This window comes from Flavobacterium sp. PL02, assembly GCF_035013205.1.
Classification (GTDB): Bacteria; Bacteroidota; Bacteroidia; order Flavobacteriales; family Flavobacteriaceae; genus Flavobacterium.
Genome location: NZ_JAYGJP010000017.1, coordinates 1 through 23,077 on the forward strand (window position 1 = coordinate 1; position 23,077 = coordinate 23,077).

At 34.1% G+C, this 23,077-nt stretch carries 17 protein-coding genes and 1 tRNA gene; 15 read left to right on the top strand and 3 right to left on the bottom strand.

What is annotated here, in order from left to right; all coding sequences use genetic code 11:
* The first annotated feature begins 315 nt into the window (after positions 1 to 315).
* Positions 316 to 386: transfer RNA gene (locus SHI72_RS23430), tRNA-Gln, on the top strand.
* Between the two features lie 101 nt (positions 387 to 487).
* Here the strand turns inward: SHI72_RS23430 and SHI72_RS23435 are convergent.
* Positions 488 to 1,312: a universal stress protein gene (locus SHI72_RS23435; RefSeq protein ID WP_039111887.1), complete on the bottom strand. Its 825-nt coding sequence runs from the start codon at positions 1,310 to 1,312 to the stop codon at positions 488 to 490.
* Between the two features lie 176 nt (positions 1,313 to 1,488).
* Between SHI72_RS23435 and rimP the strand changes: the two genes are divergently transcribed.
* The 3 genes from rimP to infB are packed head-to-tail and all read left to right on the top strand — an operon-like array spanning position 1,489 to position 6,150.
* Complete coding sequence (gene rimP / locus SHI72_RS23440) at positions 1,489 to 1,953, top strand: ribosome assembly cofactor RimP (protein ID WP_035623815.1); 465 nt, start codon at positions 1,489 to 1,491, stop codon at positions 1,951 to 1,953.
* Positions 1,954 to 1,966: 13 nt separating this feature from the next.
* Positions 1,967 to 3,214 carry a transcription termination factor NusA gene (gene nusA / locus SHI72_RS23445; RefSeq protein ID WP_035623592.1) on the top strand — a complete coding sequence of 416 codons (1,248 nt, stop codon included), beginning with the start codon at positions 1,967 to 1,969 and terminating at the stop codon, positions 3,212 to 3,214.
* Between the two features lie 47 nt (positions 3,215 to 3,261).
* On the top strand, positions 3,262 to 6,150 hold the full coding sequence (gene infB / locus SHI72_RS23450) for a translation initiation factor IF-2 (protein WP_039119292.1): 2,889 nt from the start codon (positions 3,262 to 3,264) through the stop codon (positions 6,148 to 6,150).
* 53 nt (positions 6,151 to 6,203) lie between these two features.
* Here the strand turns inward: infB and SHI72_RS23455 are convergent, their stop codons facing one another.
* A complete protein-coding gene (locus SHI72_RS23455) occupies positions 6,204 to 7,163 on the bottom strand; it encodes a hypothetical protein (protein ID WP_052250108.1) in 960 nt (319 codons plus the stop codon).
* A gap of 357 nt (positions 7,164 to 7,520) precedes the next feature.
* On the opposite strand from SHI72_RS23455, the gene SHI72_RS23460 reads away from it, so the two are divergent.
* Positions 7,521 to 8,294: a phosphatase PAP2 family protein gene (locus SHI72_RS23460; protein ID WP_323491580.1), complete on the top strand. Its 774-nt coding sequence runs from the start codon at positions 7,521 to 7,523 to the stop codon at positions 8,292 to 8,294.
* Positions 8,295 to 8,575: 281 nt separating this feature from the next.
* On the opposite strand, the gene SHI72_RS23465 is transcribed toward SHI72_RS23460, so the two are convergent.
* Complete coding sequence (locus tag SHI72_RS23465) at positions 8,576 to 8,965, bottom strand: SPOR domain-containing protein (RefSeq protein ID WP_039111889.1); 390 nt, start codon at positions 8,963 to 8,965, stop codon at positions 8,576 to 8,578.
* A 220-nt stretch (positions 8,966 to 9,185) separates the two neighbouring features.
* Here SHI72_RS23465 and SHI72_RS23470 point away from each other — a divergent pair, with 220 nt between their 5' ends.
* The 10 genes from SHI72_RS23470 (at position 9,186) to queG (ending at position 22,641) form a co-directional block, all read left to right on the top strand.
* Entirely contained in the window at positions 9,186 to 10,514 is a 1,329-nt protein-coding gene (locus SHI72_RS23470; RefSeq protein ID WP_039111890.1) for a c-type cytochrome, read from the top strand.
* Positions 10,515 to 10,546: 32 nt separating this feature from the next.
* On the top strand, positions 10,547 to 13,603 hold the full coding sequence (locus SHI72_RS23475; protein ID WP_323491581.1) for a TAT-variant-translocated molybdopterin oxidoreductase: 3,057 nt from the start codon (positions 10,547 to 10,549) through the stop codon (positions 13,601 to 13,603).
* 38 nt (positions 13,604 to 13,641) lie between these two features.
* Positions 13,642 to 15,042, top strand: coding sequence for an NrfD/PsrC family molybdoenzyme membrane anchor subunit (gene nrfD / locus SHI72_RS23480; protein ID WP_039111892.1), 1,401 nt, complete (start codon positions 13,642 to 13,644; stop codon positions 15,040 to 15,042).
* Positions 15,035 to 15,559, top strand: coding sequence for a DUF3341 domain-containing protein (locus tag SHI72_RS23485; protein WP_039111893.1), 525 nt, complete (start codon positions 15,035 to 15,037; stop codon positions 15,557 to 15,559). The genes nrfD and SHI72_RS23485 overlap by 8 nt, the downstream gene beginning before the upstream one ends.
* Positions 15,560 to 15,567: 8 nt before the next feature.
* Positions 15,568 to 16,113, top strand: a complete 546-nt coding sequence (locus SHI72_RS23490) for a c-type cytochrome (RefSeq protein WP_039119291.1) — start codon at positions 15,568 to 15,570, stop codon at positions 16,111 to 16,113.
* A 30-nt stretch (positions 16,114 to 16,143) separates the two neighbouring features.
* Positions 16,144 to 17,505 carry a hypothetical protein gene (locus tag SHI72_RS23495; RefSeq protein ID WP_039111895.1) on the top strand — a complete coding sequence of 454 codons (1,362 nt, stop codon included), beginning with the start codon at positions 16,144 to 16,146 and terminating at the stop codon, positions 17,503 to 17,505.
* Positions 17,506 to 17,524: 19 nt separating this feature from the next.
* A complete protein-coding gene (locus SHI72_RS23500) occupies positions 17,525 to 18,688 on the top strand; it encodes a cytochrome c oxidase subunit II (protein ID WP_323491582.1) in 1,164 nt (387 codons plus the stop codon).
* A 31-nt stretch (positions 18,689 to 18,719) separates the two neighbouring features.
* Positions 18,720 to 20,516, top strand: coding sequence for a cytochrome c oxidase subunit I (locus SHI72_RS23505; RefSeq protein WP_039111897.1), 1,797 nt, complete (start codon positions 18,720 to 18,722; stop codon positions 20,514 to 20,516).
* A gap of 71 nt (positions 20,517 to 20,587) precedes the next feature.
* On the top strand, positions 20,588 to 21,610 hold the full coding sequence (ruvB, locus tag SHI72_RS23510) for a Holliday junction branch migration DNA helicase RuvB (protein WP_039111898.1): 1,023 nt from the start codon (positions 20,588 to 20,590) through the stop codon (positions 21,608 to 21,610).
* Between the two features lie 62 nt (positions 21,611 to 21,672).
* Complete coding sequence (gene queG / locus SHI72_RS23515; protein ID WP_416348485.1) at positions 21,673 to 22,641, top strand: tRNA epoxyqueuosine(34) reductase QueG; 969 nt, start codon at positions 21,673 to 21,675, stop codon at positions 22,639 to 22,641.
* Positions 22,642 to 23,077: the final 436 nt, after the last annotated feature.

Consider the following 23,077-nt stretch of genomic DNA (forward strand, 5'->3'; position numbering starts at 1 on the left):
CTACTAAAAAATCAGGCAGCATAAATTTTAAAAGGTCTATAGGAGTCATCTCAAATTCTTAGATTACAAAGTTCTTATTTTATTTTGACATTCCTCCCCAGGTTTTGTTCTTGATCCAAAAAAAAACTTCATGAGGAGATGATGATAAGTTTAAAAAGAGAGATTGCTGTTTGGTAATCTCTCTTTTTATTTATTTATTTATTTTTTTTTTTTAATTTGATTTTTTTGTAAAAAGGTTTTGTTGTATGGTGCGATATAAAAAAATTTGCACAAACTAAAAAAAGCTTTAAATTTGCACTCGCTTAACAGCATTGCTGGTCTATGGTGTAATGGTAACACAACTGTTTTTGGTGCAGTCTTTCAAGGTTCGAGTCCTTGTAGACCAACATAAAAAGCCTCTCAATTGAGAGGCTTTTTTTATGGAATAAATTTAAGGATTTTTAAATCTTGTATTTTTGTGAGATGATTTTTTTTGTTTTTTGTTTGTCTAGATTTTAAAAGTCATTACAGGGCGTACTGCATGATTTACTAAATCTTCGCTAATGCTTCCGTTAAAGAAGTGTGCAAATCCAGTTCTTCCATGTGTGCACATTCCGATTAAATCAGCGTCAACACTATTAGAGAAATTTATAATGCCGTTTTCTATATTAGTATCGTTGTAAATGTTGGTTGAATAATTATTAAGATTGAATGGAGCGATAAAATCATTCATTATTTTCTCGGCAACATGAGTCGGTTTGAAACTATTTGGAGTGCAAATCATGACTAAATGTAATTTAGAATCGAAGAATTTAGTGAATTCAATCAATTTTTTAAAAGGTTTTTCAGTTTCTTTTGAGAAATCTGAAGCAAAAACAAAATTTGTAGTTTTGAAAGTTTCCATGTGTTTTTTAATGACCAAAACTGGAATTTCAGAATGGCGAACTACTTTTTCAGTATTCGATCCTATAAGTAATTCTTCAAATCCAGAAGAGCCATGTGAACCCATAACTATTAAGTCGATTTCGTGTTCATTACTTACTTTTGCAATTCCTTCAGCTGGTCTGTCGAGTTTTACCATCTCAGTTATTGTAAGTCCGTCTAGGTAGGGTCTCTCGGTGATTTTAGAAAGCATTTCGTTGGCTTTTTTCATAAATAACATGGTCTCAGGGATGCTGATTCCGCCAGTAATTGCATCATTCATTTGGCTAGGTAATTCTAGTGTATGAAGTATGATTATCTCAGAGTTATTTTTTTTAGCGATTTGTGCAGCGGCTTTTAAAGCGTCTTCTGCATGCTCAGAAAAATCGGTAGGAACTAAAATGCGTTTCATAACTTTGTGGTGTTAAATTATGTGAAAAATCATTTGTTTTAATGCTTTAATAAAGATAAGAAATATTTTTACAGCAATCAATTTATTTTGATTTATAAAAAAACACTATATTTGCACCGTTATTTATTAAAATCTAAATAATGAGGGGACTAAATGTCCCCTCTTTTTATAAAAGTATGACATTTAAAGAAAAAGTAAACGTATTAATAGCTGAAGGTCTCTTAGAAAAACCATCAATTTTTTTAATAGACTTAACCATTACCGATGCTTTCAAGATAATTGTATCTTTGGATGGAGATAATGGTGTGCTCTTGCAAGACTGTATTGATGTTAGCCGTGCTATTGAGAATAATTTGGACAGAGAAGAACAAGATTTTTCTTTGGAAGTGGCTTCGGTAGGAGTTGGTTCACCATTAAAAATGGTTAGACAATACAAGAAGAACATTGGTAGAACATTGATTGTGAATACTAATGGTGAAAAAATTGAGGCTGAATTAGTTGATGCTAATGAAGATTTCATAATTTTGTCTTGGGAAGCAAGAGAACCTAAGAAAATAGGAAAAGGAAAAGAAACAGTTCAAAAAGAGCAACAAATACCTTATACAGAAATTAAAGAGGCAATTGTTACAGTAACATTTTAATTAAAGAATTCGCATGGAAAATTTAGCATTAATCGATTCATTCTCAGAGTTTAAAGATGATAAACTTATTGATCGTGTAACGCTTATGGCAATTTTAGAAGATGTATTTAGAAATGCATTGAAGAAAAAATACGGTTCAGATGATAACTTCGATATTATCATAAATCCTGATAAGGGAGATATGGAAATTTGGAGAAGAAGAGTAATCGTTGCCGACGAAGATCTAGATTTTGAAAATGAAGAAATTACTTTGACTGAAGCAAGAAGAATTGAAGCGGATTTTGAAATTGGTGAAGAAGTTTCTGAAGAAGTAAAATTAATTGATTTAGGTAGAAGAGCTATTTTAGCTTTGCGTCAAAACCTTATTTCTAAAATACATGAACACGATAATACAAATCTTTACAAGCAATTTAAAGATATTATTGGAGATATTTATACTGCCGAAGTGCATCATGTTCGCCCAAGAGTTGTAATTTTGGTCGATGATGAAGGAAATGAAATTGTTTTACCAAAAGAAAAACAAATTCCATCTGACTTTTTCCGTAAAGGAGATAACGTTCGTGGTATTATTGAAAGTGTTGAATTAAAAGGGAATAAACCTCAAATTATTATGTCTAGAACTTCTGAGAAGTTTTTAGAGAAATTGTTTGAACAAGAAATTCCTGAAGTATTCGACGGTTTAATTACAGTTAAAAATGTAGTTAGGATTCCTGGTGAAAAAGCAAAAGTAGCGGTAGATTCTTATGATGACAGAATTGACCCAGTTGGAGCTTGTGTAGGTATGAAGGGATCTCGTATTCACGGAATTGTACGTGAGTTAGGAAATGAAAATATAGATGTTATTAATTATACTAGTAACATTCAATTATATATTACAAGGGCTTTAAGTCCTGCAAAAGTATCTTCAATTAAGATTAATGAAGAAACAAAAAGAGCCGAAGTTTTCTTGAAATTAGAAGAAGTTTCTAAAGCTATCGGTAGAGGTGGTCATAACATTAAACTAGCTGGCCAATTAACAGGTTATGAGCTTGATGTTATTAGAGAAGGTGATGTAGCAAGCGGTGAAGACGATGACGTAGAATTAACTGAGTTCTCTGATGAAATCGAAGATTGGGTTATCGAAGAGTTTGCTAAAATAGGATTAGATACTGCAAAAAGTATTTTAAAACAAGAAGTAGAAGATTTAGTAAGAAGAACAGACCTAGAAGAGGAAACGATTTTAGATGTAATGCGAATACTAAAAGAAGAGTTTGATAGTTAGTCTATCTTTCTCACAACACAACGAATAGGTAATAATAAAAAGGTTTTATGTCTGAAGAGAGAGTAATAAGAATAAACAAGGTTTTAAGGGAATTAAATATTTCATTAGAAAGAGCTGTGGATTATCTAAAAGATAAGGGAATTGCTATTGATGCAAATCCAAACGCAAAAATTTCTAATCAGGAATTTAATATCCTACAAAGCCAATTTGCGGGCGATAAGGGAAATAAGGAGGCTTCTAAAGAAGTTGGTGAGGAAAAGAGAAAAGAGAAAGAAGCATTGCGTGTAGAACGCGAAAAAGAAATTGAAGACAAACGCAAACAAGACGAAGAGCGCCAAAAACAACAAGAGGTTATAAAAGCGAGAGCTGTTGTAACTGGTCCAGTTCAAGTTGGTAAAATTGATTTAAATCCGAAAAAGCCTGCAATTATTCCAAACACTCCTTCAGTAGCAGAGCCAGAAAAAGTTGAAATACCTAAGGAAGTTGTAAAGCAAGAAAAACCTGTTCAAAAAGAGGTAGTTCAACCTGTACAACCACCAGTTCCTGTTGCTGAGAAAAAAGAAGAAAAACCTGTTGTTGAGAAAGTTGTTGAGAAAAAAGAGTCTAAGCCAGTTGTAGTTGCTCCAGTAAAGGAACCTGTTGTAAAAGCAGAACCTGTTGCTCCAGTTACGCCTCCTGTTGAAGAATCGATAACAACACAATATCAAAAATTATCAGGGACTACTCTTACTGGTCAAACAATTGATTTATCTCAATTTAATAAGCCTAAAAAGAAGAAAGAAGATCCAAAGATAACTCCTAATAAACCAGGAGCTCCAGGAGCAGCTGCAAATAACGCTAATAAAAATAAGCGTAAAAGAATTGCTCCTAAACCAGGTGCGCCTAGACCGGCAACGCCACCAGGAACACCAAATCCTAATAAAATTACTCCAAATACAGGAGGAGCTGGAGGAGGATTTAATGCTAACAGAAGTGCAAGACCAGGTTTTGTAAAAGGAAACCGTCCTGCAATTGTTGCAAAAGTAGAGCCTACTGAAGAGGAAGTAAAAAACCAAATTAGAGAAACGCTTGAAAAACTACAAGGTAAAGGTGGAAAATCAAAAGCTGCTAAATACCGTAGAGATAAGAGAGATACACACCGTCAGAAATCTGATGATGAGCAAAGAGCTTTAGATGAAGGAAGTAAAACTATTAAAGTTACTGAATTTGTTACTGTAGGTGAAATTGCTATTATGATGGATGTGCCAATTACTAAAGTTATTGGTACTTGTATGTCACTTGGTATCATGGTTACCATGAACCAGCGTCTTGATGCAGAAACATTAACTATTGTAGCCGATGAGTTTGGTTATGAAGTTGAGTTTATTACTGTAGATATCGAAGAAGCTATCGAAGTAGTTGCAGATAAAGAAGAAGATTTAGTTGTAAGAGCGCCAATTGTTACTGTAATGGGTCACGTCGATCACGGTAAAACATCTTTACTGGATTATATCCGTAAAGAAAATGTTATCGCTGGTGAGTCTGGAGGAATTACACAACACATTGGAGCATATGGTGTAACATTGGATAATGGTCAAAAAATTGCATTTTTAGATACACCAGGTCACGAGGCGTTTACCGCGATGCGTGCACGTGGAGCTCAAGTTACCGATATTGCTATTATTGTAATTGCGGCGGATGATGATATCATGCCACAAACAAAAGAGGCAATTTCTCATGCACAAGCTGCAGGAGTACCAATTATATTTGCTATAAATAAAGTTGATAAGCCAAATGCTAATCCTGAGAAAATTAAAGAAAGATTAGCAAGTATGAATTTACTTGTAGAAGATTGGGGAGGGAAAATCCAATCGCATGATATTTCTGCAAAAACAGGATTAGGTGTTAAAGACTTATTAGAAAAAGTATTATTAGAGGCTGAGATTTTAGATTTAAAATCAAACCCTAATAAAGCGGCACAGGGAACTGTTGTTGAGGCTTTCTTAGATAAAGGAAAAGGATATGTTTCGACTATCTTAGTACAACACGGAACGCTTAAAATTGGAGATTATATGCTAGCTGGAAAACATCATGGTAAAATTAAAGCCATGCATGATGAAAGAGGGCATACAGTTCTAGAAGCTGGTCCGTCAACTCCGGTATCTGTTTTAGGTTTAGATGGTGCGGCAACTGCAGGTGATAAGTTTAATGTATTTGAAGATGAAAAAGAAGCAAAACAAATTGCATCTAAACGTTCTCAATTAATGCGTGAACAATCTGTACGTACACAAAGACATATTACATTAGACGAAATTGGTCGTCGTATTGCTCTTGGTCAATTTAAAGAATTGAATGTGATCCTTAAAGGTGACGTGGATGGTTCTGTTGAAGCATTATCTGATTCGTTCTCTAAATTGTCTACTGAAGAAATTCAAATTAATATTATTCATAAAGGAGTTGGAGCGATTACTGAAACTGACGTTATGTTGGCTTCTGCATCAGATGCGATTATTATCGGATTTAATGTTCGTCCAGCAGGAAATGCAAGACAGTTAGCAGATAAAGAAGAAATCGATATCCGTTACTACTCTATTATTTATGCTGCTATCGATGACTTAAAAGATGCAATGGAAGGAATGTTAGCTCCTGAAATGAAAGAAGAAATTCTTGGAACTGCAGAAATTAGAGAGATATTCAAAATTTCTAAAGTTGGATCTATTGCAGGATGTATGGTAATGGATGGTAAAATTGCAAGAAACTCTAAAATCAGAATTATTAGAGAAGGTGTTGTAGTATTTACTGGAGAGTTATTGGCATTGAAACGTTTCAAAGACGATGTTAAAGAAGTTTCTAAAGGATACGATTGTGGTATTCAAATTAAGAACTTCAATGATATCGAAGAGCGTGATGTGATCGAGGCTTACCATGAAGTAGCAATCAAAAAGAAATTGAAATAGAATTTTATATTTTCAAAAAAAATCCCGACTTGTCGGGATTTTTTTGTTATGTGCTAGAATTTCTTTTTACCGAAAGAATAAGATATGGTTAAAGAAGGTCCGTTATATCCCCATTTTAAATAACCTTGTGCTCTGTTTTTTTCTGCATCTACAGTGAAGTTTAGTCCTGTATAACCTAAAGCGAGATCTAAGTTCTTTACGACTTCATACATGAGGGAGAAATTGTAACTAATGATTTTTCCGTCTATGTTGTCTATTTTTACTGAAAGGTAACTAACATTACCATTGAGAGCTAGTCTATCTGTAAAAGCATATCCTCCCCATATTCCTATATCGGGTAAAGGTGCTGTAAACCCAAAGCTATCTTCATAGCCTATACTTGCGGTATTTCCTTCGAAGTTGATACCGACATCACTTTTTAGAACGTGTACTCCAAGCATTAAGCCTAATTCATATTTCGGACTAGTAAGAAATGCATAGCCATATGAAATCATATAGATATTCGTATCAAAAAAGGCTGTAATATCTGAATTAACCGTATAGGTATGATCTTTAAACTCGATATCTTTTTGTAGTGTATGATGAGAATCACGATTTAGGTTAAAGTAACTGAGGTCTAATCTTGATCTACGAGATATTCGCCATTGTAAATTAGCTAAGAAAGTAGTTGTTGATTCGCGGAAGCCTAAATCATCTTCAAAATCTATTGTTGTTCCAAAAGTATGATTTTGATTTCCTACTTCAACCTTAGTGTTGTTTATAGGAAAAAAAATACCAGCAGTAACCTTAAAGCGCTTAACAAACCATGGCGGAGTAGGTTTTTGTTTTTTGAAGGAATTGAAATCATTAATAGATCCTTCTTCTATTGTTAAATCTTGAGGGTCTAGACTATAAAGAGAGCTGTTAAAAGGCTCATTTGGCAGACTAGCGACTTCTTCTTGTGAATATACTAGAATTGGCAGTAATAACATTCCAAATAACAGTGCGCTTGTTGAAAAAACTTTTGATTTCATGATTATGTTTTTTTAAGATGTTGGCTTAGTTGTATTAGGTAAAAGTTAATTATGTGAATGTGACTACAAAATTCAGTAGTTTATTGATATAAAACGTAAATATTAAGAATGGATAGGTTGCAAATTAGAATATGAAACAGAAAGATGAAATATGTTTAGATGCGACAAAAGTATTATTCCGTCCTTTATATAAGTGTTACTTGTTATTTGTACTCTAAATTACAGGAGTATTGGTAATCTAATGTGTTTTGTTTTATATGGTATAAATTAAAAAGGGTTAAGGAATTTTTATCATGAAAATGCTTTTGTTGTGTTAAAGGAGCTTTTGTGGTGTAAATGTTTTTAATCAAGTTTTTTATGAGGTTTAAAATATTTCATATTATTAAGGGATTAACGTCTTTTAAAGTTAATTCAAAAAATGTTGCTTACAATTTTACAAATGTTGAGCAGCTAAGAGAAGTTATGCCAGGTTTGTTACAGGGGTATTTGTCTGAGGAAGAAATGCCAAATAGCTTAATGTTGTTACCGCCACCTCCAGAATATACTTCTGTGTCTTTTTCTATTGATTTAGAATATGCAAAAAGAGCAGCTGAATCTTATGATGATATGCGATTCATGCAAGCTAAGAAGGATGCTAATCTCTCTTTTCCCGCAGCGGCAAAATCTTTTGAATCAACTTTAGGGATTGAAATTAGTGAAGAAAAGACGCCTAAGCTTTATATACTTATGCGTAGAATAATGACAGATGCAGGTTTGTCAACCTATGCGGCTAAAAATCATTATAACAGAGAGCGTCCATTTGTGATGAATAATGTCAAAACTTGTACTCCGGAGCAAGAGGAAGTTCTTCGTAAAGTTGGTTCATTTCCTTCTGGTCATACTGCTGTAGGGTGGGCGTGGGCATTAGTATTTAAAGAAATTTTCCCTGAGAATGAAAAAATGATTTTGGAACGAGGGTATGATTTTGGCGAAAGCCGTATTATTTGTCATGCGCATTGGTATAGCGATGTAGAAATGGGTAGGGTGATGGGTAAGGTAACTGTGGATAGGCTTAGAGATAATGCAGATTTTCAAAAAGATTTGGCTGCGGCTAAAAAAGAAGTGAGGCAATACAAGAGTAATATACTTTAAGAATGGAGTTTGTTTTTAATGGGAGAAAATAATAATTGTACCTAAGAATTGGGCGAGAATGAGGATGGTTGGTATTTGGAAATAATGAGCTTAAAGTAAAGGTTGTATTGATTAATAATTTTATATTTTTAAGTTTTATCTATTTGAATATGTGTGATTTGGGAAGTTTTTTAGAGCTTTTTGGTAAAATAAAACCGCCTTTAGTTAAGGCTAATAAAAAAGACAAAATCTATTCAAGTTGAATGGATTTTGTCTTTTTCTGATGTGTTAAAATGATGATTTTATTTGCCTGGTTTGATAAGAAATACATTTTTATATCTCTTTTTTATGTCGGCTAAATTTCTCTCAGCTTCAATTTTACTTTTAAAATTTCCAACCATTACTTTATAGTTTGGGGTGTTGAAAATTATTGTTCCATCGATGTTTTTGAACTCTTGTTTGAAGTCAATCAGTGTTTTTTTTGCTTCTTCACTCTTGCCGCTAAAAATCTGGATTTTGTAACTGTCGTTAACGCTAATTGACGGGTTAATTTTACGTTTTTCATTCAATAATTGCTCGAATTTGGGGTCTTGGTTTAGTGCAATGTTTTGATCTTGTGCGTTAATGTTATATGCCAAAACTAGTAGTAATGATGTGTAAAGTGTTTTCCTTCTAGGGGTTAAAATTCTCATAATGTGATGGTTTTTATGCAAAAATAGTATTTAATATATAAATGGATATTAGAAAAATTATTTAGAATTGATATAAATTGGTATTTAAGACTATTTTAAGGTTTTGAGAATAGTTCTTAAATTGTATTTTTGTGCAAGTTTTAAAAGAAGGTATTCTTTTTTGTGTAATTCGTATACAGAAAAAACCGTACCAAATTTTAGTAGATAATCATTATACAATATGGAAAAGGTGGGTAACCATAATTCGATCTCAAGGAAATTATTTTTAAGCTTAGGGCTAACGTTAATTTTCTCGCTAACTTCATTTGCACAAGATGCTGCTGCTCCAGCAGCGCCTGATGCTGCTGCTACTGTAGCAACTCAGGGAGGTGATCCGGTAAAGGGTAAAGAACTTTTTAATGCAAATTGTGCTGCATGTCATAAACTAGATGGGAAATCGACAGGTCCTGAATTAAGAGGCGTGTCGGCAAAACATGATAAAGCTTGGTTGTACAAGTGGATTCATAATAGCTCTGATTTGATTAAATCAGGTGACCCAGTTGCTGTGAAACTTTTCGCAGATCACAACAAAGCAGTGATGACTCCATTTCCTCAATTATCAACAGGGGATATTGATAACATTATTGCTTATACTTCTGAGCCTAAGGCTGAGCCTAAAACTCCAACGGCAACTGCTGCTGTTCCGGGTACAGGAGGTGAAAGTGGGGCTATTTCTAATAGCGTAATCCTAGGGGCACTTGCTCTGGTAATGGGTATGTTAGTAGTGATGCTTTACTTAGTAAACAATGTATTAAGAAAAGTTGCGAAAGCAAATGGAATCGATGTTGCTCCAAAAGAGCCAAGAGTTTCATTATGGAAAGCGTTTGCTAGAAATCAATTTTTGGTTTTAGTTGCTTCTATATTCTTGTTATTGGCAAGTGGTTATTTTGTGTATGCTTACTTAATGCAAGTAGGTGTAGATCAGAATTATGAGCCAATTCAGCCAATTCACTATTCTCACAAAATTCACGCAGGAGATAACGAAATCAATTGTAAATATTGTCACTCTGCTGCTCGTGTAAGTAGGACTGCAGGTATTCCTTCTTTGAATGTTTGTATGAACTGTCATAAAAACATATCAGAGGTTGCTGAATCTACTGCTACTCCTGAGTACAGTAAAGCATTCTATGATGAGCAAATCCAAAAATTGTATAATGCAGTTGGATGGGATAAAGCTACTCAAACATATACAGGGAAAACACAACCAGTAAAATGGGTTCGTATTCATAATTTACCTGATTTTGTATACTTTAATCACTCACAACACGTTTCGGTTGCTGGTATCGAATGTCAAACTTGTCACGGTCCAGTACAAGAGTATGAAATCATGAAACAGTATTCTAAATTAACAATGGGATGGTGTATTGATTGCCATAGAAAAACTGATGTTAAGATGGAAGGAAACGAGTATTATGCTAAAATACATGAAGAACTTTCTAAAAAATACGGTGTAGAGAAATTAACTGCAGCGCAAATGGGAGGTTTAGAGTGTGGTAAATGCCACTATTAATCAAATTATTAAGATTTTAATATTTATATACAATGTCATCAAACAAAAAATACTGGAAAAGTGTTGAAGAGCTAGACGAAAATAGTTCTATTGTTGAGGCGCTTAGAAATAACGAATTTGTTGAAGAAATTCCTACTGATGAATTTTTAGGAAATGCAGATGCATTAGCATCGTCTTCAACTTCACGTCGTGACTTTTTAAAGTACGTTGGGTTTAGTACTGCAGCAGTTACGCTTGCAGCTTGCGAAGGCCCTGTTCACAAATCGATACCTTATGTACTGCAACCAGAACAAATCATACCAGGTGTAGCTGATTATTATGCAACAACTGTTTTTGATGGTTTCGATTTTGCTAATCTTTTAGTAAAAACACGTGAAGGGCGTCCTATTAAAATTGACAATAACACAATTTCAGGAGCGAAATTTTCAGCCAATGCTAGAATCCATGCGTCTATATTATCATTATATGATAGTATGCGTTTGAAAGAACCTAAATTGGAAGGAAAAAATTCAACTTGGTCTGCTGTTGATTTAAAAATTAAATCTAGTATTGCTGAGGCGAATGCTAAAGGTGGTCAAATTGTATTATTAACAAATACTTTGGCAAGTCCATCTACTGAAAAATTAATTGCTGAGTTTATAGCTAAAAACCCTAATGCAAAACATGTTGTTTATGATGCGGTATCGTCATCATCTGCTCTGGATGCATTTGAAACGGTTTATGGTGAAAGAGCTTTAGTTAATTACGATTTCTCAAAAGCTTCACTTATCGTTTCGGTAGGAGCTGACTTCTTGGGAGATTGGCAAGGAGGAGGGTATGACTCAGGTTATGCACAAGGACGTATTCCTAGAAATGGAAAAATGTCTCGTCACTTCCAATTAGAAGCAAATATGACTTTGTCTGGTGCTGCTGCTGATAAGCGTTTACCTATGTCGACTGCAAATCAAAAACAAGCATTAGTTCATATATATAATGTTGTAACAGGTTCTTCTGTAGCTGTTAATTTAGACAGTCAGTTTAAAGCAGAAGTAACTAAAGCGGCTCAACAATTAAAAGCTGCTGGTTCAAAGGGAGTATTAGTATCAGGAATTCAAGATAAAAATGCTCAGTTATTAGTTTTAGCTATCAACCAAGCGTTGATAAGTGAAGCTTTTACAACTTCTGAAACAAGACAAATCAGAAAAGGATCTGATGCTAAAGTAGCTCAATTAATTAATGATATGAAAGCAGGTAGCGTTCATACATTACTTATGAGTGGAGTTAATCCAATTTATACATTAGCAGATAGCGAATCTTTCGCTGCAGGACTGAAAAAAGTAAAAACATCTGTTGCTTTCTCTTTAAAACAAGATGAAACTGCTGAGCTTGCAACAATTGCTGCTCCAGTTCCTCATTACTTAGAGGCTTGGAACGATGTATCTATTACAAAAGGAACTTATGGTCTTACTCAACCGACTATTCGTCCTATATTTGATACAAAACAATTTCAAGATGTTTTGTTATCTCTAACAGGAAATTCTGGAACATTCTACGATTATATCAAAGCAAATGCTTCTGGAATAATTGCAGGTTCTACTTGGAATAAAGTTTTACACGATGGTATTTTTGTTGGAACAGCTTCGGCACTTTCTGCAGGTTCTGTTGATTATAGTGCTGCTGCAAATGCAGTATCACAATCTAAAGCTTCTGGTGATTTCGAATTAGTATTATATACTAAAACAGGAATGGGAGATGGACAACAAGCAAACAACCCTTGGTTGCAAGAGTTTCCAGATCCAATCACTAGAGTTTCTTGGGATAATTATGTAACTGTTTCTAATGCTGATGCTAAGAAGTTACAAATGTCTAATGAAATTGTTGCTAATGGAGGTTTAAACGGAAGTTATGCTACTATTACAACAGCTGATGGAGTAAAATTAGAAAACGTACCAGTAATTGTTCAACCAGGACAAGCGGTAGGTACTATTGGTTTAGCTTTAGGTTATGGACGTAAAGCTGCTCTAAAAGAAGAAATGATTGTAGGTTTAAATGCTTACTCTTTATATAAAGGTTTTAATGATGTACAATCTGTTAAGCTTGCAAAAGCTAGTGGAGAGCATGAGTTTGCTTGTGTTCAAGGTCAAAAAACTTTAATGGGAAGAGGAGATATTATAAAAGAAACTTCTCTTGAGATATTTAATACTAAAGATGCTGAATTTTGGAATGAACAACCAAAAGTATCTTTAGATCACAATGAAGTAGCAGCTACATCTGTCGATTTATGGGATTCATTTGATCGTTCTACAGGACATCACTTTAATCTTTCAATTGATTTAAATGCTTGTACAGGATGTGGGGCTTGTGTTATTGCTTGTCACGCTGAAAATAATGTACCAGTTGTAGGTAAAGACGAGGTAAGAAGAAGTCGTGATATGCACTGGTTGCGTATCGATAGATATTACTCTTCTGAAAGTACTTTTGCTGGAGACAACGAAAGAAAAGAAAATATAGCAGGATTGTCAAGTTCATTGTCTACATTTAACGAAATGGAAAAAGCTGGAGATAATCCACAAGTTTCTTTCCAGCCGGTTATGTGTCAACATTGTAATCATGCACCTTGTGAAACTGTTTGTCCAGTTGCTGCAACTTCACATGGTCGTCAAGGACAAAACCAAATGGCTTATAACAGATGTGTTGGTACTCGTTACTGTGCAAACAACTGTCCATATAAAGTACGTCGTTTTAACTGGTTCTTGTATAACAAAAACAGTGAATTCGATTATCACATGAATGATGATTTAGGTCGTATGGTATTGAATCCAGACGTAAACGTTCGTTCTCGTGGAGTTATGGAAAAATGTTCTATGTGTATTCAAATGACACAAGCTACAATATTAAATGCTAAGAAAGAGGGTAGAGCTATCGTTGATGGAGAATTCCAAACAGCTTGTTCTAATGCTTGTTCTTCTGGTGCTATGGTATTTGGAGATGTAAATGATACAGAAAGCAAAGTTACTAAACTAGCTGCTGATGATAGAATGTATCACTTATTAGAGCATGTAGGAACAAAACCTAATGTGATTTATCACGTTAAAGTTAGAAATACTTAGTACAAAAAATTATTAATTAAGAAACAATATAAAGGATTATGTCGTCTCACTACGAAGCACCCATTAGAAAACCTTTAGTTATAGGTGATAAATCTTATCACGATGTAACTGTAGATGTAGCTGCACCTGTTGAAGGTAAAGCAAATAAACATTGGTGGATTGTATTTACAATCGCATTAACAGCTTTCCTTTGGGGATTAGGCTGTATAATTTACACCGTATCTACAGGTATCGGAACATGGGGATTAAATAAAACAGTTGGTTGGGCTTGGGATATCACAAACTTTGTTTGGTGGGTAGGTATTGGTCACGCCGGAACTTTGATTTCTGCAGTATTATTACTTTTCCGTCAACGTTGGAGAATGGCGATTAACCGTTCTGCCGAAGCAATGACAATTTTCTCTGTTGTACAAGCAGGTTTATTTCCAATTATTCACATGGGACGTCCATGGTTAGCATACTGGGTATTACCTATACCAAATCAATTTGGTTCATTATGGGTAAACTTTAACTCACCATTACTTTGGGACGTTTTTGCAATCTCTACGTATCTTTCAGTATCATTAGTTTTCTGGTGGACTGGTTTACTACCTGATTTTGCTATGCTACGTGATAGAGCAATTACTCCTTTTAATAAAAGAGTTTATTCTATCTTGAGTTTTGGATGGAGCGGTAGAGCAAAAGACTGGCAACGTTTTGAAGAAGTATCTTTAGTACTTGCAGGTTTAGCTACTCCACTTGTACTTTCTGTACATACAATTGTATCTATGGACTTTGCTACATCTGTAATTCCAGGATGGCATACAACAATTTTCCCTCCTTACTTCGTTGCAGGAGCGGTTTTCTCAGGATTCGCAATGGTAAACACCTTGTTGATCATTATGAGAAAAGTTTCTAATCTTGAAGCTTATATTACAGTTCAACATATCGAATTAATGAATATCGTAATCATGATTACGGGTTCTATTGTAGGTGTTGCTTATATTACTGAGTTATTTGTAGCTTGGTATTCAGGAGTAGAATACGAACAATATGCATTCTTAAACAGAGCTACTGGACCTTACTGGTGGGCATATTGGTCAATGATGACATGTAACGTTTTTTCTCCACAGTTCATGTGGTTCAAAAAATTAAGAACGAGTATCATGTTCTCATTTATAATTTCAATTGTTGTAAACATTGGAATGTGGTTTGAAAGATTCGTAATTATTGTTACTTCTTTACATAGAGATTACCTTCCATCTTCTTGGACAATGTTCTCACCAACATTTGTTGATATTGGAATTTTCATCGGAACAATTGGATTCTTCTTCGTATTGTTTTTACTTTACTCTAGAACATTCCCAGTTATTGCTCAGGCAGAGGTGAAAACTATTTTGAAAGGAACAGGAGATAATTACATTAGAGAAAGAGCAAATAAAGATTCACACCATGAGTAATAAAGTAATATACGCCATTTATAATGACGATGATATTTTGATGGATGCTGTAAAGAAAACTAGAGCTGCACATCATCATATTGAAGAAGTATTTACTCCATTTCCGGTACACGGATTGGATAAAGCAATGGGCTTAGCGCCAACAAGATTAGCAATATGTTCTTTTATATATGGATGTATTGGTATAACAGTTGCGACTACGATGATGAGTTATATTATGATTCACGACTGGCCTCAAGATATTGGTGGAAAACCAAGTTTCAGTTTCATCCAAAACATGCCTGCATTCGTGCCGATTATGTTTGAAATGACTGTGTTTTTCGCAGCTCACTTAATGGTAATCACTTTTTATATGAGAAGTAGATTATGGCCATTCAAAGAAGCAGAAAATCCTGATGTAAGAACAACAGATGATCATTTCCTAATGGAAATCGCTGTTAATGATAATGAAGAGGAATTAGTTTCTTTTTTCCAAAACACGGGAGCTGTAGAAGTTAAAGTAATAGAAAAGAATTAATTGTAGCTATGAAAAGTATATATAAAATAACACTTTTAGTTGGTATAACTATTTTAGTTTCATCTTGCCACAATAATTCGGCACCAAACTATCAGTACTTCCCTAATATGTATGAATCTTTAGCGTATGAACCATATGCAGAGGCTAATATTTTTAAAGGAGGAAAGGAAGGTCAACTTCCAGTAAAAGGAACTATTAACAGAGGTTTTGAACCTTATGAATATGAGAATTCTACAGCAGGTTATGAATTAGCGAAAGCTAATTTGAAATCACCTTTAGATTCTTTAGATAGAAATTCAGAAAAAGGAAAAGAACTTTTTGAAATCTATTGTATGAGTTGTCATGGTGCAACTGGAAATGGAAAAGGTAAATTGGTAGAAAGAGAAAAATTTCTTGGAGTTCCTAGTTATAAGGACAGGGTAATTACTGAAGGAAGTATTTTTCATGTTGAGACTTACGGATTAAATGCAATGGGTTCTCATGCAAATCAATTAAGTACTCACGAACGTTGGTTAGTTGCTGACTATGTTCTAAAACTAAAAAGCCAATTATAATAATTGTTGAACAAACTGATCGTATTAGATATGTATACATTTTCAAGTAAATTAAAAACTTTTTCTTTCATCTTAATGGCTGTAGGTCTTTTGGGTATTGGGTATGGTTTTTTAAATGCACCTAAAGATATTCAAGAAGTTGAAAAAATACTAGCTGCTGAGTCTCATGGTGGTCATGGAGAAGCGACTCATGAAACTGCTGAGCCAGCTCATGATGCACATGCTGAAGGAAAAAAAGAACACGCTCAAGTTGGTGCTGCAGATGAGCATACAAAACATTTAAACCATGTTTTACACCAATTGCAAAATAAACCATGGTCAGCATTATATGTTGCTTGTATTTTCTTTTTGCTACTTTCTATGGGAGTTCTTGCATTTTACGCTATTCAACAAGTTGCGCAAGCAGGATGGTCTCCGGTATTGTTTAGAGTTATGCAAGGTATAACTGCTTACTTACCTGTAGGTTCTGTAATATTTTTTATAATTTTAGTATTTTGTGGACTGCACTTCAACCATATGTTTGTATGGTTAGGAGATGGAGTAACAGATCCTAAAAGCCCAAATTACGATGCAATCATTGCTAATAAAGCAGGATATTTAAATTTTCCTTTTTGGATTATTAGAGCTGCAATATTCTTGATTGGATGGAATTTGTATAACTACTATACTAGACAAAGATGTCTTGCACAAGACGAAGCTAAAGATGATTTGAATTACAAAAAGAATTTCAAAATGACTGCTGGATTCTTAGTATTCTTCATCGTTTCTGAGTCTATTATGTCTTGGGATTGGATTATGTCTATCGATCCACACTGGTACAGTACATTGTTTGGATGGTATGTGTTTGCTAGTTTCTTTGTAAGTGGTATCACTACAATTGCATTAGTGACTGTATACTTGAAATCTAAAGGATATTTAGAGCATGTAAATACAAGCCATATTCATGACCTTGCTAAATTTATGTTTGGTATTAGTGTTTTCTGGACTTATTTATGGTTCTCACAATTCATGTTGATTTGGTATGCAAATATCCCTGAAGAGGTAACTTATTTTGTTACAAGAATTCAACTTTATAACCTTCCTTTCTTTGGAGCTGTTGTTATGAATTTTCTTTTCCCATTGTTGATTTTAATCAATACTGATTTCAAGAGAATTAGCTGGGTAATTGTTATGGCTGGAATTGTAATTTTATTAGGACATTATCTTGATTTCTTCAATATGATTATGCCTGGTACAGTAGGTGATAGATGGTTTATTGGTGTTTCAGAAATTGCATCAGTACTTTTCTTCTTAGGTTTATTTATTTTTGTAGTTTTCACTGCATTAACTAAAGCTCCTTTGTTACCAAAAAGAAATCCATTTATAGAAGAAAGTAAACATTTTCATTATTAATATTTAAAGAAATAAACAGATGACAAGTTTGTTGGTAATTATAGTTTTAGTTTTATTAGCTGTAGCATTATGGCAATTGACCAAGATATTTGATCTTACTCAGGTAGGAGCAAAATCGAACGATTCTCAGGTTGCATCTGATAATGATAATAATGTTCAAGGGTATTTAATGTTCGGATTTTTAGCATTCATTTATATTTTTACAATATATGGATTGTTAAAATGGGGACCATTAGTATTACACACACCAGCTTCTGAGCATGGTAGTTTGGTTGATAGCCTTATGAATATTACTTGGGTTTTGATTTTTGTAGTTCAATTTATAACTCAAGGATTACTTTATTATTTTTCTTTTAAATATAAAGGAGAAAAAGATAAGAAAGCATTATACTTTGCTGATAATAATAGATTAGAGGCACTTTGGAGTGTTATTCCAGCAGTTGTTTTGGCAGGATTAATTCTTTATGGATTATATGCTTGGAATAATATTATGTTTGTTGACAAAGATGAAGATACAGTTGTTATCGAATTATATGCTCAACAGTTTAAATGGACTGCAAGATATGCTGGACCTGATAATGTTTTAGGTAAAGCTAACGTAAGATTAATCGAAGGTGTAAATACTTTAGGAGTTGATATGTCTGATCCATATGCTCAAGATGATATTGTGGTTTCAGAATTACATATACCAAAAGGAAAGAAAGTACATTTCAAGATGCGTTCTCAAGACGTATTACACTCAGCTTACATGCCTCACTTTAGAGCGCAAATGAACTGTGTTCCTGGTATGGTTACAGAATTTGCTTTCACGCCAGTTTACACAACTGCAGAATATAGAGACTTAGAGTACATGGTAAAGAAAGTTGCTCATATTAATGAACTGCGTTCTAAGAAAAGTGTTGAACTAGTTGCAAAAGGAGAAACAGCTCTTGACCCTTATACTTTTGATTATTTATTACTTTGTAATAAAATTTGTGGAACATCTCACTACAACATGCAAATGAAAATAGTTGTTGATACACCAGAAGAGTATAAAAAATGGTTAAGCGAAAAAGCTACATTAGCTCAGGATATTAAAGCAGCAGTTGCTCCAGCTCCAGCAGAAGGTGCAGCAGGAAGCACTGATACTACCAAAGTTGATACTACTGCTAAAGTAGAAGCTCCTAAAGTAGCTATGAAATAATATTTATTTAAGAAATTTAAAGTATACATATATGTCAGCAGAAGGTCACGATCACGGACAAGATCACGAACACGAACACCACCATAAAGAGACATTCATTACTAAATATATCTTTAGTATTGATCACAAAATGATTGCCAAACAATACCTTATAACAGGTATTATTATGGGGGTAATTGGTATTGCAATGTCCTTGCTTTTTAGAATGCAATTAGCATGGCCTGAAGAGTCTTTTAAAATATTTAATGTTTTATTAGGAGATAAATTTGCACCAGATGGAGTAATGACTAATGATGTTTATCTTGCATTAGTTACCATACACGGAACCATCATGGTATTCTTTGTATTAACGGCTGGTTTGAGTGGTACTTTTAGTAACTTATTGATTCCGCTTCAAATTGGTGCAAGAGATATGGCCTCTGGATTCATGAATATGATTTCATACTGGTTATTTTTCTTGTCAGCAGTTATAATGTTAAGTTCTTTATTTGTTGAAGCTGGACCTGCTTCATCTGGTTGGACAATTTATCCTCCATTAAGTGCTTTACCACAAGCGATTCCTGGTTCAGGAACAGGTATGACATTATGGTTAGTTTCTATGGCAATCTTTATTGCTTCATCATTGATGGGTTCATTAAACTACATCGTAACTGTTATTAATTTAAGAACAAAAGGTATGTCTATGACAAGATTACCTTTAACTATATGGACATTCTTCGTAACTGCTGTTATTGGAGTTATTTCATTCCCAGTATTATTATCTGCTGCATTATTATTGATTTTTGACAGAAGTTTTGGTACTTCTTTCTTCTTATCTGATATTTATATTGCTGGAGAAGTTCTACATTACCAAGGAGGTTCACCAGTTTTATTCGAACACTTATTTTGGTTCTTAGGACACCCTGAAGTTTACATTGTAATCTTACCAGCGATGGGACTTGTTTCAGAAATTATGGCTACGAATTCTCGTAAACCAATTTTCGGATACAGAGCGATGATTATGTCAGTTTTAGCAATTGCATTCCTTTCAACAATCGTTTGGGGACACCACATGTTCGTTTCTGGAATGAATCCATTTTTAGGATCTGTATTTACATTTACAACATTATTGATTGCAATTCCTTCTGCTGTAAAAGCATTTAACTGGATTACAACTTTATGGAAAGGTAACTTACAATTTAATCCTGCAATGTTGTTCTCTATCGGAATGGTTTCTACTTTCATCACTGGAGGTTTAACAGGGATCATCTTAGGAGATAGTACTTTAGATATTAACGTTCACGATACATACTTTGTAATTGCTCACTTTCACTTAGTAATGGGTATCTCTGCACTTTACGGAATGTTTGCTGGTATTTACCACTGGTTCCCTAAAATGTATGGTAGAATGTTAAACAAAAACTTAGGATATATTCACTTTTGGGTAACTGCAGTTTGTGCTTACGGAGTATTCTTCCCAATGCACTTTATCGGATTAGCAGGTTTACCAAGACGTTACTATACTAATACAAACTTCCCGTTATTTGATGATTTACAAAACGTAAACGTTTTAATAACTGTGTTTGCTTTAGTTGGAGGAGCTTTCCAATTAGTGTTCTTATACAATTTCTTTAGTAGTATTTTCTACGGTAAGAAAGCAGTACAAAACCCATGGAAATCTACAACTTTAGAGTGGACTACACCAGTTGAGCATATTCACGGTAACTGGCCAGGAGAAATTCCTCACGTTTACCGTTGGCCATATGACTATAGTAATCCAAACTATGACGTTGATTTTGTACCTCAAAACGTACCAATGAAAGAAGGAGAAGAAGTTCTTCATCACTAAAAATATTTAAAACCTCTACTCATAGTAGAGGTTTTTTTTTGACTTCTTTTTTCTTTCTCTATCTTTGCTAAATGAATGAAAATTTAGATCCAACAACGAACCGCTATAACTCTGAAGAGTTTGATCTTGAAAAAAAATTAAGACCGCTTTCTTTTGATGATTTCGCGGGTCAAGATCAGGTTTTGGAAAACCTGAAAGTCTTTGTTGCGGCAGCTAATCAGCGTAACGAAGCATTAGATCATACACTTTTTCATGGTCCTCCCGGACTTGGAAAAACTACTTTGGCAAACATACTTGCTAATGAATTAGAGGTTGGTATAAAGATTACATCAGGGCCAGTTCTGGATAAACCTGGTGACTTAGCTGGATTACTTACTAATCTCGAAGAAAGAGATGTACTATTTATTGATGAAATCCATCGTTTGAGTCCTATTGTCGAAGAGTACTTATATTCGGCAATGGAAGATTTTAAGATAGATATCATGATAGAGTCTGGGCCTAATGCAAGAACAGTTCAGATTAATTTAAATCCATTTACCTTAATCGGAGCAACAACACGTTCAGGTTTGTTAACAGCACCTATGCGTGCTCGTTTTGGTATCTCGTCACGATTACAATATTACACTACAGAGCTTTTAACTTCAATTGTAGAAAGAAGTGCTTCGATATTAAAAATGCCAATTTCTTTAGATGCTGCAATCGAGATTGCAGGCCGTAGTCGTGGAACGCCTCGTATCGCAAATGCATTATTGCGTCGTGTTCGTGACTTTGCACAAATTAAAGGAAACGGAACTATCGATTTGGCTATTGCACAATATGCACTAAAGGCATTAAATGTCGATGCACATGGTTTGGATGAGATGGATAACAAAATCCTTCTTACCATTATTAGTAAATTTAAAGGAGGGCCAGTTGGATTGTCTACATTGGCAACAGCAGTTTCCGAAAGTAGCGAAACCATCGAAGAAGTATATGAGCCATTCCTAATTCAGGAAGGTTTTATTATGAGAACTCCACGAGGACGTGAAGTTACCGACAAAGCATACAAACATTTAGGTAGAATAAATACCAATATTCAAGGCGGATTATTTTAATTTTTTTGAAGCTATTTCCTGCTGTCCGCTATATCTTTTTCTGCTAAAAAGCCAAAAAAAGGATGTCGCTCCCATCAGGGCTAAAACCGTTTCATATTAAATTCACGTTGATAAACTCAAAAACCACATATTCACAATTTATTAAATCCGAAGCCAAAAGGCTTGGGTTCTTATCTTGTGGAATTTCTAAAGCAGGATTCTTGGAACAAGAAGCCCCAAGGTTAGAAAATTGGCTTAATAAAAACCATAATGGTCAAATGGCCTATATGGAAAATCATTTTGATAAACGGCTAGATCCTACTTTATTGGTTGATGATGCCAAAAGCGTAGTGTCGCTATTACTTAATTATTACCCTTCCGAAACTCAGGAGAATGATAGCTTTAAGATATCGAAGTACGCATATGGACAAGATTATCATTTTGTAATTAAAGAAAAACTCAAAGAATTACTTTTTTCCATTCAAGAGCAAATAGGTGATGTTTCTGGTCGCGTATTTGTTGACTCTGCTCCAGTTTTGGATAAAGCTTGGGCTGCCAAAAGTGGTTTAGGCTGGATAGGCAAAAACAGTAATTTAATTACACAAAAAGTAGGCTCTTTTTACTTCATTGCCGAACTTATTCTCGATTTAGACTTAGAATATGATTATGCCACTACAGATCATTGCGGTTCATGTACAGCTTGTATCGATGCTTGTCCCACACAGGCAATTGTTGCTCCTTATGTAGTTGATGGGAGTAAGTGTATTTCCTATTTTACAATTGAACTCAAAGAAAATATTCCACAAGAAATGAAAGGGAAATTTGATGATTGGGCATTTGGTTGCGATACCTGTCAAGATGTTTGTCCTTGGAATCGATTTTCTAAAGCACATTCAGAACCACTGTTTAATCCTAACCCAGATGTTATGGCAATGTCGAAAAAAGAGTGGTTAGAGATTACTGAAGAAACCTTTCGAGTGGTATTTAAAAACTCCCCTTTAAAAAGAACAAAATTTGATGGTTTAAAACGAAATATCAATTTCTTGAAATAGCCTTTTTATTTTGGATAATTTGTTAATTAGGGGTAGATGTTCTGTTTTAATTGTTAATAAAATTATTTTTTAAAGTAAAATTTGCAATAAAATTGAGTATAAGTTACTCGTAAAAGTATAAAATACGCAACCGTACGTTGCGTATTTTTTTATTCTATTATTTGAACTTTAATAAGTTATGAATTTTTGCGTTGAAGTTAGTGCGCGAAATGACTTTTATTGTTGTTATAAAAACTTTTAGTTGCTAAATTGTTAATTTTTTTCTCGATAAAATCTACATTTATTCGAAAAAAAGAGTACTTCAACGATAAAACAGGTAGTTCGACGAGTTATCTAGTTATTATTTTACCCTTTATATACTTTCGCCCCACCAAACTACCTATTTCTATAATCTTAAAGACGAATTTGAGTCGAAGCTAATTTATTTATGGCCCTT